The organism is Ruegeria sp. CG4, assembly GCF_056537185.1.
Map to the genome: position 1 here is coordinate 573,836 of NZ_JBQFRB010000002.1, position 13,298 is coordinate 587,133.

Consider the following 13,298-nt stretch of genomic DNA (forward strand, 5'->3'; position numbering starts at 1 on the left):
GGAGATCAGAATGGAACGGCGTCTTGCCACAGTGCTTGCGACGGACGTTGTCGGATACTCCGCGTTGATGCAACGCTCTGAAGCGGACACAGTTAAGCGCCTTAAGCGATTGCGGGATATCGTCAGCGATTTGGCGGAGCGTCATGGTGCTCGGGTCATAAGCTGGGCTGGTGATGGAGCGTTGGCGGAGTTCACCAGTCCGGTTTCAGCGGTCCGAGGGGCCTTTGAATTGCAGCGTGAACTATCGGCCCCTCATAACGCACAGGAAATCGGCCTCCAGTTGCGGATCGGCATACATCTTGCCGATGTGATTGTTGATGGGAAAGATCTTCTGGGAGACGGTGTGAATATCGCCGCGCGCATTCAGGCGGAGGCTGAGCCGGGCGGAGTTCTGGTTTCAAGCGCAGTATTCGAACAAGCCAAACGTGGGGCGCAGGTGCGGTTCATGCCAATGGGTCACCGGCGTTTCAAAAATATTGAAGATGCAATCGAACTTTATGCGATCGAGGGAGATCTCGGACTGCACAGTTGCATGCTTACGAAAGGTTTGCCTCAATCACAGGCTGCCAAGCCTCAGCAACGTGATAACGGTGTTATTGTTCTTCCCTTCCAGAACCGCAATATCGATCCAGAGCAGCAGTACTTTGCGGAAGGTTTTACAGAAGACGTTATCACAGAGCTTTCCCGCTTCACCGAGTTGTTCGTGATTTCACGAAATGCCAGCTTCTCGTTGGAAGGACGCGATTGCGCGCCAGAAACGATATGTAACGAAACGGGTGTTCGGTATGCGGTTGAGGGGGGCGTAAGGGTTTTGGGAAACCGCGTGAGGATTTCCGCGCATCTTTTTGATGCGGCTCGTGGTGCGCAGGTTTGGTCCGAAAACTACGACTGCGACGTGCACGAATTGTTCGATGTTCAGGACGATATGGTTGCCAAAATCTCGGCCGCCGTCGCGGGTCGCGTCGAGCGGCAAGCGGAAAAATCTGCCCGGGAAAAACCTACGGAAGACATGGCGGCTTATGATTGCTTGAAGCGAGGGCTTCACCATCACCGCATTGGCGGGGTCACACGCGAGAATGCCGAATCCGCCATTAAGTGGCTTAATAGAGCCTTGGAAAAAGACCCGGCGTTCGGTCGCGCTCAGGCATGGCTGGCCTGTGCTGTAGCAACGCGGGACGAATGGCTTGGGATAAAGGACGAAGACCGCTACTGGGAAATGGGGCGGCGCGCTTTGGAACTGGACTGTAATGATGCTGAAGTGCATCGGATCATGGGGTCACTGTCCCTGTACAAAGAGGACTTTGACAATGCGCTTTATCATTATACGCGCGCGCTCGAGATTACGCCAAACCACGCGTACATAGTGGCGCACGCGGGCAATGTTCACAATTATCTGGGCGACGGAGAAAAGGGGTTGGTCTTCCAAAGGCGCGCCGAAGCTCTTGACCCGTTCCTTCCAGAGTATTGCCGGGAAGTGGGCGTCATTGCGCATTATGTTTTGGGGGACTGGGAAGCCTGTTTTCAGGCAGCAACAGCATTCCCACGAAGGACCCGGCGCGCAGCCGCATATCGAGCCGCAGCCGCCCTGCATTTAGGCGACCCAGAGCGGTTGAATCGCGCCATTCGACGATTGGCCACGATTGATCCGGAATTCGATATAGAAGGGTTTCTTTCTGTCGAACGCTTCCAAGACAAGCGGCGCAATGAGCAGCTTCGGGAAGAGATGTACCAGGTGCTGGCCATCATGAACAACGGTCTCTTGCGTGCGGTCGTGTGACAAACTTTCGAAACACGGCAAATGCTTCCTTGCAAACCCGCCACACAGGCAAACACACGAGATGTGTCGAACCCTCTTTTTCATCAGAACGCCATTTGTTCAGAAACAACCGACGGCGCGCAAAACCAGTTCGTGACACCTGCTGAGGCGGCTCCAAGCTCCGCCGTATTGCCTGTTGCAACCTCAGCGAGAATTATTATTGCCCATGTTGCGTGAAACTGCCCCGGACAACCGCTGCTGCCTCCGAAATTGGGTTTTGGGTTCGTCTGCACGTTAAAAAGTTCGTTCCGCGCAACTCAAACATTGACGGCCGGCGCAGTAAATTTCGCTTTCTGACGCCTGTTGCCTTCAATTATCGTCTGGCTTCGGCGCGCACTAGCAAACTCGAACCAACAAAACCAAGGCGCCGGCGATTAATGACCCGGCGTCTTATTTCCCTTTTTGGCCTCAGATTTACGAATAATAGGCGCTACTGACCTTGTTAATGGGTGCCAAAACCGCCGAAATGGGTTCGTATTGCCTGGCGGTTCACAAGCCAGCTCAAGCATCATCCGTCACATTTGGAATGCCCGCAGCTCCGGCATGTCATGCAACCTTCGATCATCACCATGTCGAATTGGCCACATGAAGGGCAGGCCTTTCCGCGCGGGGCATCCATGTTCACCACCTGTGCCTGCGGGTCGGACTTCAAGCCCATGCCTTCGCCTTCCAGAAAGCCAATGTTGATCAAGTGCTGCTCGATGACTCCGCCGATCGCCGCCAGAATCGAGGGGATGTATTTGCCCTTGACCCAGGCGCCGCCGCGCGGATCGAACACCGCTTTCAGTTCCTCGACCACGAAGGACACGTCGCCACCGCGCCGGAACACGGCCGAGATCATGCGGGTCAGGGCCAGCGTCCAGGCGTAATGCTCCATGTTCTTAGAGTTGATGAATACCTCGAACGGTCGACGACGGCCCGCGATCACGATGTCATTGATCGTCAGATAGATCGCGTGTTCGCTGTCCGGCCATTTCAGCTTGTAGGTTGAACCTTCCAGCGATTGGGGGCGGTCCAGCGGTTCGGACATGTAGATGACATCGCCACCGTCGGCTTCATGTGGGGCATCGGCGCTTTCGCCGGGTGCCTTGTCCGAGCTTTCCGAGACGGTCAGAACCGATCCGGTCACATCGTTCGGGCGATAGGTGGTGCAGCCCTTGCAGCCCTGATCCCAGGCCTGCATGTACACATCCTTGAAGGCATCAAAGCTGATGTCTTCGGGGCAGTTGATGGTCTTGGAGATCGAGCTGTCGATCCACTTCTGCGCGGCAGCCTGCATCTTCACATGATCCAGCGGTGTCAGAGTTTGTGCGTTCACGAAATAGTCCGGCAACGCCTCGTCACCGAACTTGTCGCGCCACATCTGCACGGCGTAATCAACGACCTCTTCCTCGGTTCGCGATCCGTCTTTCTGCAACACCTTGCGCGTGTAGGCATAGGCAAAGACCGGCTCGATCCCGGACGACACGTTCCCGGCGTACAGGGAAATCGTTCCGGTCGGTGCAATCGACGTCAGCAAAGCGTTGCGGATACCGTGTTCGCGGATTGCGTCGCGCACATCGTCATCCATCTTCTGCATTGTGCCGCTGGCCAGGTATTTCTCGGCATCGAACAGGGGGAATGCGCCTTTTTCCTTCGCCAAACCCACCGACGCCAGATACGCGGCGCGTGCGATTGCGTGCAACCAGCGCTCGGTCTGACGCGCCGCCTCGTCCGAGCCATAACGCAGGCCCAGCATCAGCAAAGCATCCGCCAGCCCGGTCACACCCAGGCCGATACGGCGCTTGGCCTGTGCTTCGGCGGCTTGTTCAGGCAACGGGAATTTTGACGCATCGACCACATTGTCCATCATCCGAACCGCCGTGGCGACCAGTTCCTGCATCGCCGCCTCGTCCAGATGGGCGGCTTGTTCGAACGGTTCTGCCACCAGTCGCGCCAGGTTGATCGACCCCAGCAGGCAAGCGCCGTAGGGCGGCAGAGGCTGTTCGCCACACGGGTTCGTGGCCGCGATGGTTTCCACGTAGCTAAGGTTGTTGGCCTGGTTGATCCGGTCGATGAAGATCACACCCGGTTCGGCATAGTCATAGGTCGCCTGAATGATCTTGTTCCACAGATCGCGCGCCTGAACGGTGTGATAGATCTTGTCGCCGAACACCAGCTCCCACGGCCCGTCCGCCTTGACCGCCTCCATGAAGGCATCCGTCACCAGCACCGACATGTTGAACATGCGCAGACGGGCCGGGTCGGATTTGGCGGTGATGAACTGCTCGATATCCGGATGGTCACACCGCATGGTTGCCATCATCGCCCCTCGGCGCGATCCGGCGGACATGATGGTTCGGCACATCGCGTCCCACACATCCATGAATGACAGCGGACCGGATGCGTCCGCCGCGACCCCGTGCACATCCGCGCCCCGCGGTCGGATGGTCGAGAAATCATAGCCGATCCCCCCACCCTGCTGCATCGTCAGCGCGGCCTCTTTCAGCATATCGAAAATGCCGCCCATGCTGTCAGGAACCGTTCCCATGACAAAGCAATTGAACAGGGTCACACGCCGCGCTGTCCCTGCGCCTGCGGTGATACGGCCCGCTGGCAGGTATTTGAAGTCTTCCAGCGCCTCGTAAAACTTCTGCTCCCAATGCGCCGGGTCGTTCTCGACCTGCGCCAGATCGCGGGCAATGCGCCGCCAGGAATCCTCGACGGTCTTGTCGATGGGTGTACCATCCGCCTTTTTAAAGCGGTATTTCATATCCCAGATCTGCTCGGCGATGGGGGCGGCAAAGCGGCTCATTGGTGATTCCCTGTACTGAAAGAGGTATCCAGACTACCCCAAACCCTGCCCCTGCCACAACACCTTGATGACTGCGCCTTACGGGCTACAATATAAAGATGCACTTCGGGACGACTCTGTGGGAAAGCTGTGGATAAGTACGTAAATCTCATAAAACTTTCCGTCGGCTCGGAAAGCGTCGACACGCTGATGGCGTGGCAGGACGGCCGCATAGCGCTTTATGAGGACGGCTGCCCGCGCCACGTCACCCGTATGTGGCCCAAGCGTGAGGCCGAAATTCTGAACGGCGGATCAATCTATTGGGTGATCAAGGGCGTCATCCAGTGCCGCCAACGCATCCTGCGGCTGGACGAGGTACGCGGCGAAGACGGCATCCGCCGCTGTGCCATCGTGCTGGACCCCGAGATACACCGTACGCAGACCGCGCTGAAACGCCCGTTTCAGGGCTGGCGCTATCTGAAACCCGAGGATACTCCGGCCGATCTGCCACAGGGACGCGAGCAGGACGATGCCCTGCCCGATGATCTGAACCGCGCGCTGGCCGAGATTGGTGTGCTGTAATTAGCCCAGCCGGTCCAGCAGATCGGACAGAACGGCCTTGTCGTCAGCGTCATAGCTCGCGACGCGGCTGCACCAAAGTGTCGCCTGCGACTGCAGTATCAGGCCATCCGACAGGATTTTCAGATGGTTGGCTCTCAGGGTTTCCCCGGTTGACGTTATGTCCGCGATTGCCTCGGCGGTTTCATTCACCACCGTGCCTTCGGTCGCGCCCTGGCTGTCGACCAGAGTATAGTCGGCCACGCCCGCCTCGGTCAGGAATTCACGCACCAGCCGATGATATTTGGTGGCAATGCGCAGCCGGTGGCCGTGCACCTTGCGGAACGCCGCCGCTGCAGCATCCAGATCGTCCAACGTGTCCACATCGACCCAACAGGCAGGTGTCGCAATGATCAGATCGGCATTTCCGAACCCCAATGGCGCGATCTCTTCGACCTGTTGTTCCCAGCGGGGCAGTTTTTCGTGGACAAGGTCCGTTCCCGTCACGCCCAGATGGATCCGCCCTGCTGCAAGTTCCCGCGGAATCTCCCCCGCCGACAGCAGGATCAGCGATACGTTGTCGATCCCCTCGACCTTACCCGAATACTCGCGGTCTGATCCACTGCGCGACAGGGTGATGCCACGCTTTTCAAACCAGGCGAAGGTCTTTTCCATCAGCCGGCCCTTCGAGGGAACGCCCAGTTTCAGGCTCATCTTGCACCCTCCTCGATCTCGAGCATCAGGTCGGGGCGCAGGACACCACCCACTGCGGGAATTTCCGCGCCGTTGCCCAGTTGCCGGGTCAGCGCGTCGTAGCGTCCGCCGGTTGCGATGGGCGGCAGATCGGGACGGCCTTCGGCGTAGAAGCCAAATACGAACCCGTCGTAATACTCCATGGATGTCCGGCCATAGGCGGCTTCGAAATCCAGCCGTTCCACGTCGACCCCACGCGCCTGAAGCGAGGCAATCCGCGCCTCGAGCCGATCCAGCGCAGGGGTGATCTGCGGCAGATCAACGGCCACATCGCGCAAGCGCTCAAGCGCGAAAGGCATCGTTTCGCGGACATTCAGCAGCGTCTCCAGACCGGCCAGTTCGCTGTCCGAAATCGGAGGCGTCTCGCGGTCTTCGCGCAGTGCCGCGATGCGGGCTTCGATTTCCGATGAGCGCCGCTTGCCGATCATGGGGGATTCAAATGTCATCGGATCGGACGCGTCCAACAAAGCGTCCCGGCCCGCCGGAGCGGGTTTGCGTCCGGCAAACCGGTCCAGAAGAACACGGAACCGGCGGGGTCGCCACAGGTGCCGCATCAACGCGGCCTTACGCCGTTCCGTCGTGCTCAAGCCCTGAACGGCTGCGGTCAGGATACCGATATCGCCAGTGGCTGCGCGCAGGGGCAGACCACGAAGCTGCAGCGCAAAAAGCGAGAACACCTCGGCGTCCGCTCCGGCGGGATCGTCGCGATCAAAAACCTCGTACCCGACTTGAATGTATTCGTTTGCGCGATCCAGATCGTGTTCCTGACGCCGGAAAACCTCGCCCGAATAGGTGTAGCGCGCGGGTTCGGCACCTTCGCTCATGTGCATCTGCACCACGGGCAGGGTGAAATCCGGGCGCAGCATCTGTTCGCCGCGCAGCGCGTCCGAGGTCACATAGGCCCGGGCCCGGATGTCCTCGCCGTAGAGATCCAGCAGCAAGTCTGCCGATTGCAGCAAAGGCGGATCGACCACCTGCGCCCCGGCGGCCTCGAACCGGACGCGCATCATCGCGGCGCGGGCCTGAATCTGAGAGCGGTTGGGCATGCGTCAGTCCTGACTGTTCAGAATTTCACGCACCTTGGCGACCAGATCGCCGCGCGGCACTTCGAACTGGCTGGGGCGTTCTTTCCATTCCTCGAGCGTGGCGCTTTCGGCAATCTTCGCGCCCAGGATAAGGTCCTTGATCTGCACGATGCCACCCGCCTTTTCGTCACCGCCTTCGATCACTGCAATCGGAGAGTTCCGCTTGTCCGCATATTTCAGCTGATTGCCAAAGTTTTTGGGGTTGCCCAAATAGACCTCAGCCCGGATGCCTGCGTTGCGCAGCTCGGCCACCATCGCCTGGTAGTCGGCCATCCGGTCACGATCCATGACGGTGACAACCACAGGGCCGGTGGCCCGCGCGGCGATCCGGCCCTTTTCGCGCAGGGCGGCCAACAGGCGGTCAACCCCGATGGAGATGCCAGTCGCGGGCACTTCCTGCCCAGTGAAGCGTTTGACCAGATCGTCATAACGTCCACCACCTGAGACTGACCCGAACTGCCGCTTGCGGCCTTTCTCGTCGAAAATCTCGAAGGTCAGTTCGGCCTCGTAAACCGGACCGGTATAGTAGCCCAAACCGCGCACGACCGAAGGATCGATCTCGATCCGATCCGATCCGTACCCACCTGCATCGAGCAGAGCGCCAATCTGCTCCAGTTCGGCAATTCCGTCCGCGCCGATCTTGCTGTTACCTACAGCGGTACGCAGGTTGGCCAGCGTGCCGACGGTATCCGCCGCTTTCGAGGTCAGGAACGCAATCACGGGCTCGGCCTGATCATCGCTCAGCCCCACACCGTCGATGAACGCTCCCGAGGCGTCCAGGCGACCTTTGGTCAGCAACTCACGCACGCCCTGCTCGCCCACCTTGTCAAATTTGTCGATGGTGCGCAGAACGTTGTCGCGGGCAGCTACGTCTTCACCCAGACCCATCGCCTCAAGCACGCCGTTCAAGACCTTGCGGTTGTTGACGCGCACTAGATAGTCGCCGCGGGGAATGCCGACGGTTTCCAGAGTGTCCGACAGCATGGCGCAAATCTCAGCATCGGCCGCCATCGAGGCCGTACCCACCGTATCCGCATCGCACTGATAAAACTGGCGATACCGCCCCGGCCCCGGCTTCTCGTTCCGCCAGACAGGCCCCATCGCGTAACGGCGATAAGGCGTTGGCAAGTCGTTGCGGTGCTGGGCATAAACGCGGGCCAGGGGCGCGGTTAGGTCATACCGCAGGGCCATCCAGTCGCCCTTGTCGTTCTCGTCCACTTCCTGCCACGCAAACACGCCTTCGTTCGGGCGGTCCACGTCGGGCAGGAATTTGCCCAGCGCCTCGACAGTTTCCACTGCGCTGCTTTCGAGGGCGTCAAACCCGTACCGATGATAGACGTCCGCAATAGCCCGCAGCATCTCGGTGCGCTGCGTGACTTCCTGGCCGAAATAGTCGCGGAACCCTTTCGGCGTCTCGGCCTTGGGGCGGGGCTGTTTCTTGGGCTTGGCCATGTGGGGCGTCCTTGGGAGTTTTCTTGTTCCGCGCGCGGTCTATCCCATGGTCTGTTTCGGGGCAAGGCGCGCTTTCTCTGGCCACGGCGTCACAGGGTCGCTATGACCTGCCCCAGAGACAGGAGTCACCCATGCAGCATCTGGAAGAACAGATCGCCCACCTGACCCGTACAGTCGAAGACCTGAACGCGGTTGTCACGCGGCAACAAACCGAGATTGAACGCCTGACCCGCAGAGTTGAGATGCTGTTGCAACGTGAGGCTGAGCGCGCGCAGGAAGGATCCGGCGGTGTCGTATTCGGCGACGAGCGCCCGCCGCATTACTAAGGGGTTACAGTCCCAGCGTCGATTTCACCGCACTGTCCACAACACCGCCCAGCAGCGCATCCTCGTCCCCGGTGCATCCTTCGGTCAGCGCGGCCAGGAAGTTTTCGCGCATCTTGGCTTTGTCCTCCTCGGACGCGGCGTATTGTTCGATGTCGATCTGGCGATTGTACAGAGACAGGGCCGTCATCTTTCCGACCACGTCCAGGACGTACTCGTCATTCCCGTCTGCCTCTTCGATGACTGATGCGCAGGTATGGTACATCAGCGGCAGCGCCTCCTGCATCATCTGGTCCGCTTCGTCATCGGCCAGCGCAATTCCCGGCGCGGCGATAAAAGCGACCATCGAAATCAGTTTGAACCCGTGAAAACGCATGGCAAGTCCTCTCAAATTGGGCATCGATCCTATTTTGGGATCGGTGGTCACTTTTTATTGGCGCCGATGATGGCCCCGACAACAGCCCCGGCAGCGGCCCCCTTGCCATCGCCGACCAAAGCACCAACGCCCGCGCCGATCAAAGCGCCTTTGAGCGCGTCTTCCTGCTTGTCCTTATCCGCCAAAGCTTGAGTTGCGAGCAACAATGCCAGTGACGCCACAGCAGCAGCGACCAGTATTCCCAGACGTCTTCCTGAAATCCCCATTTGGCGTCCTCCCATGACTTAACCCAAATGAATATAGGTAGAATTCCAGCCTAGCTTGGTGGCAATCTTCTGGCAACAAGCCGTTGGACGTCAGATTTCCTCGACCGACATCACGCCATCCAGCGATTTGATCGCGCCTTTGATCTGCGGGTTGATCGGAAAATCCTGCCCCAGATCCATTTCCACATCCCCAGGCAAGCCCGGGTCAAGCAGACACAGATGGATCGGCCCCTTCGCCGCGCCCTTGGCTGCACCGGCAGCGTCTTCCAAAACCCTGGCGACGGTGGGCAGAACCTGCGGCTGATCCACGAAGATGCGCAGTCCGGTTGCGCCCGCCTCGGCCACCACCGAGTCCACTGGTCCAACGGATCGCCCGAGCAGTTTCAACTGATCCGACTCCATCGTCGCCTCGGCGGTGAGAACCACCTGCGCGCCGGTTTCAAGAAATTCCCGGCATTTCTCCAACGTATCCGAGAACAGCGTGACCTCATAAGCTCCAGTCGGATCAGAAAGCTGTGCAAAGGCAAAGCGGTTGCCGCGCGCTGACTTGCGCTCCTGTCGTCCTGCGACGACACCGGCCATCTTGGCAATCAAAGGGCCGGAACGCGCCTTTTCGGTCACTTCGTCCAGTGTCAAAATCTGCTTGCGCTTCAGCGCAGGCATGTAATCGTCCAGTGGGTGGCCTGAAAGATAGAAGCCGATTGCCTTGAACTCTTCGCTCAAGCGTTCTGCCGGCAACCAGTCGGGCGTCGCGGAAAGGCGCGGTTCGGGCAGATCATCCCCGGCCTCACCAAACAGCGACACCTGGTTCGAGTTCTTCTGGTCGTGGATCGCCGCCGAGTACTGCACCAGTTGCTCAAGGCTTTCGAAGACGCGGCGGCGGTTCTTGTCGAGCTGATCAAAGGCCCCCGCCCGCGCCATCATTTCCAGTGGACGTTTACCGACCTTCTTCAAATCGACCCGGCGGGCAAAGTCAAAGAGGTTCACAAACGGCTTGTCCCCACGCCCTTCGACAACAAGGTTCATCGCCTCGACGCCTACGTTCTTGAGCGCGCCCAGCGCGTAAACCAGCTCTCCGTTCACAACGTCGAACGTCGCCAGCGAGCGGTTTACACAGGGCGGGACATAAGGAAGCTCAAGCCCTTTGCGGACTTCTTCGAAATAGACGGCCAGCTTGTCGGTAAGGTGAATATCGCAGTTCATGACGCCCGCCATGAACTCGACCGGGTGGTTCGCCTTCAGCCAGCCAGTCTGGTAGCTGACTACCGCATAGGCGGCGGCGTGGGATTTGTTGAAGCCGTAATTCGCAAATTTCTCAAGCAGGTCGAAGACTTCGGAGGCTTTCTTGGCATCCACGCCATTCTCGCCCGCGCCCTTTTCGAATTTGGGGCGCTCGGCATCCATCGCCTCTTTGATCTTCTTACCCATCGCGCGGCGCAGCAGGTCCGCGCCACCAAGGCTGTACCCGGCCATGACTTGCGCGATCTGCATCACCTGTTCCTGATAGACGATGATGCCCTGCGTTTCCTCGAGGATATGATCGATCAGAGGATGAACAGACGTGATCTCGCGCAGCCCGTTCTTGACCTCGCAATAGGTTGGGATGTTTTCCATCGGGCCCGGGCGGTACAGCGCTACAAGGGCCACGATATCCTCGATGCAGGTCGGTTTCATGCGCTTGAGCGCATCCATCATGCCCGAGGATTCCACCTGAAACACCGCCACCGTCTTGGCCGCCGAATAGAGTTTATACGTGGCCTCGTCATCCAGCGGAATGGCGTTGATCTGGTTTTCCGCCCCCTCGGCGGGTTCATAGAGCTCCGTACCATCCGCCGCTACATGCAGGGGCCGCCCGGATTTGAAGATCAGATCCATCGCGTTCTGGATCACGGTCAGCGTCTTCAGACCCAGAAAGTCGAACTTCACCAGCCCGGCCTGTTCCACCCATTTCATGTTGAACTGGGTTGCCGGCATATCGGACCGCGGATCCTGATAAAGCGGCACCAGCGCGTCTAGCGGGCGGTCCCCGATCACGACACCCGCCGCGTGGGTCGAGGCGTTCCGCAGCAGCCCTTCGACCTGCTGGCCGTAAGTCAGAAGACGGTCCACGACCTCTTCGTTGCGCGCTTCTTCGCGCAGGCGCGGCTCGTCCTTCAGCGCCTTTTCGATGGAAACGGGTTTAACGCCTTCAACCGGGATCATCTTGGACAGGCGGTCCACCTGGCCGTAGGGCATCTGCAACACCCGCCCGATATCGCGCACGGCGGCCTTGGACAGCAACGCGCCGAAGGTGATGATCTGCCCCACCTTGTCGCGCCCGTATTTCTGCTGCACGTAGCGGATCACCTCTTCACGGCGGTCCATGCAGAAGTCGATATCGAAGTCAGGCATCGAGACCCGCTCGGGGTTCAGAAAGCGTTCGAACAGAAGTGAATAGCGCAGCGGGTCAAGGTCGGTAATCGTCAGCGCATAGGCCACCAGCGATCCCGCGCCCGACCCCCGCCCCGGCCCAACCGGAATGTCGTGGTCCTTTGCCCATTGAATAAAGTCCGCAACGATCAGGAAGTAACCTGGGAAACCCATCCCTTCGATGATGCCCAGTTCGAAATCCAGCCGTTCCTGATACTCCTCAGGCGTCACGGCATGCGGAATTACGGCCAGACGTTTCTGCAGACCCTCATTTGCGATGCGACGCAGTTCGGCAACCTCGTCATCTGCGAATTTCGGCAGGATCGGATCCCGGCGATAGGCCATGAAGGCACAGCGTTGCGCGATCTCGACCGTGTTCTCGATCGCCTCGGGCAGATCGGCAAACAGCGTCACCATTTCCTGCTGCGACTTGAAATAATGCTGCGCGGTCAGACGGCGGCGGCCTTCCTGCTGGTCGACATAAGCCCCTTCCGAGATACAGATCAGCGCATCATGCGCCTCATACATATCCGAGGTCGGGAAATAGACGTCATTGGTGGCGACCAGCGGCAGGTTTTTAGAATAGGCCATCTCGACATGGCCACGCTCGGTCAGACGTTCCGCTTCGGGCTGGCCATGCTCGCCCGGGTGGCGTTGCAATTCAATATAAAGCCGGTCCGGAAACATCGCGGCCAATCGGTCAACCAAAGCCTCTGCCGCCGGGCGCTGCCCCTGTTGCAGCAACCGCCCGACCGGCCCGTCGGGACCGCCGGACAGGCAGATCAGACCGTCTGACCTGTCGGCCAGTTCATCCAAGGTCACCTGCGGAAGCTGCCCGCCCTTGTCCACATAAAGGCAGGAGCTGAGCTTCATCAGGTTCTCATATCCAACCTCGGACTGCGCCAGCAGCACCAGCGGCGCGGGCGACTTGGGTTTTTCGCCGGGTTGCGCCTGCACATAGGTCAGGTCCACCTGGCAACCCATTATCGGCTGCACACCGGCACCGCTGGCCGTTACCGAAAACTCGAGCGCGGAGAACATGGAATTGGTGTCCGTCACGGCAACGGCAGGCATCTCCATCTTCTCGCACAGGGCGGGCAGCTTTTTCAGCCGCACGGCGCCCTCGAGAAGAGAGTATTCTGTGTGAACGCGGAGGTGAATGAATCGAGGGGAACTGCTCATGCCGTCTACGCTATCCCACCCGGCGGAGTTGCAAAAGCAGGAACCGCAGCTTTGAAATGCCGAAAAAATCGGCGGCGATTATTCGGCTTTTTCAGAAGGTGCTTCGGGGATGGCAGGCCCCTTCTACCAAAAAGCGCTTTAATAACAAGCGACTGACCGTTATGAAAAAGCGACACTCACAAGTCGCGGGTGCCTAATGGTGTATCATACAGGCAGTTTTTCTTGCCAGACAAGGCGCGCTGTTTCTAACATCTGACGGCAAGCTATCCGCCCGCCACTCTTTCTACGTCGCATCGAAGGAGGGC

10 protein-coding genes are annotated in these 13,298 nt (G+C 59.2%); 3 read left to right on the top strand and 7 right to left on the bottom strand.

Features of this window, described 5'->3' with window-relative positions:
• Positions 1-10: 10 nt before the first annotated feature.
• Entirely contained in the window at positions 11-1,777 is a 1,767-nt protein-coding gene (locus ACR0J2_RS09275) for an adenylate/guanylate cyclase domain-containing protein (protein ID WP_170807848.1), read from the top strand.
• Between the two features lie 547 nt (positions 1,778-2,324).
• On the opposite strand, the gene ACR0J2_RS09280 is transcribed toward ACR0J2_RS09275, so the two are convergent.
• Positions 2,325-4,610 carry an adenosylcobalamin-dependent ribonucleoside-diphosphate reductase gene (locus ACR0J2_RS09280; protein ID WP_480812362.1) on the bottom strand — a complete coding sequence of 762 codons (2,286 nt, stop codon included), beginning with the start codon at positions 4,608-4,610 and terminating at the stop codon, positions 2,325-2,327.
• 129 nt (positions 4,611-4,739) lie between these two features.
• Between ACR0J2_RS09280 and ACR0J2_RS09285 the strand changes: the two genes are divergently transcribed.
• Positions 4,740-5,171 (top strand): DUF1489 domain-containing protein, encoded by a 432-nt coding sequence (locus tag ACR0J2_RS09285; RefSeq protein ID WP_170614840.1) that lies wholly within the window; start codon positions 4,740-4,742, stop codon positions 5,169-5,171.
• On the opposite strand, the gene hisG is transcribed toward ACR0J2_RS09285, so the two are convergent.
• The 3 genes from hisG to hisS are packed head-to-tail and all read right to left on the bottom strand — an operon-like array spanning position 5,172 to position 8,437.
• Positions 5,172-5,861, bottom strand: coding sequence for an ATP phosphoribosyltransferase (gene hisG / locus ACR0J2_RS09290; RefSeq protein WP_170681047.1), 690 nt, complete (start codon positions 5,859-5,861; stop codon positions 5,172-5,174).
• Positions 5,858-6,946, bottom strand: a complete 1,089-nt coding sequence (locus ACR0J2_RS09295; protein WP_170614842.1) for an ATP phosphoribosyltransferase regulatory subunit — start codon at positions 6,944-6,946, stop codon at positions 5,858-5,860. Before ACR0J2_RS09295 ends, hisG begins: the two co-directional genes overlap by 4 nt.
• A 3-nt stretch (positions 6,947-6,949) precedes the next feature.
• Positions 6,950-8,437 carry a histidine--tRNA ligase gene (hisS, locus tag ACR0J2_RS09300; protein WP_480812363.1) on the bottom strand — a complete coding sequence of 496 codons (1,488 nt, stop codon included), beginning with the start codon at positions 8,435-8,437 and terminating at the stop codon, positions 6,950-6,952.
• Between the two features lie 131 nt (positions 8,438-8,568).
• On the opposite strand from hisS, the gene ACR0J2_RS09305 reads away from it, so the two are divergent.
• Entirely contained in the window at positions 8,569-8,763 is a 195-nt protein-coding gene (locus ACR0J2_RS09305) for a SlyX family protein (protein ID WP_170614844.1), read from the top strand.
• Between the two features lie 4 nt (positions 8,764-8,767).
• Here the strand turns inward: ACR0J2_RS09305 and ACR0J2_RS09310 are convergent, their stop codons facing one another.
• The 3 genes from ACR0J2_RS09310 to dnaE all read right to left on the bottom strand — a co-directional run bounded on the left by ACR0J2_RS09310 (position 8,768) and on the right by dnaE (position 12,993).
• Positions 8,768-9,106 (bottom strand): hypothetical protein, encoded by a 339-nt coding sequence (locus ACR0J2_RS09310; protein WP_480812364.1) that lies wholly within the window; start codon positions 9,104-9,106, stop codon positions 8,768-8,770.
• Positions 9,107-9,183: 77 nt separating this feature from the next.
• Positions 9,184-9,402, bottom strand: coding sequence for a YMGG-like glycine zipper-containing protein (locus tag ACR0J2_RS09315; RefSeq protein ID WP_170807842.1), 219 nt, complete (start codon positions 9,400-9,402; stop codon positions 9,184-9,186).
• Positions 9,403-9,492: 90 nt separating this feature from the next.
• Positions 9,493-12,993, bottom strand: coding sequence for a DNA polymerase III subunit alpha (gene dnaE / locus ACR0J2_RS09320; RefSeq protein ID WP_480812365.1), 3,501 nt, complete (start codon positions 12,991-12,993; stop codon positions 9,493-9,495).
• Positions 12,994-13,298: the final 305 nt, after the last annotated feature.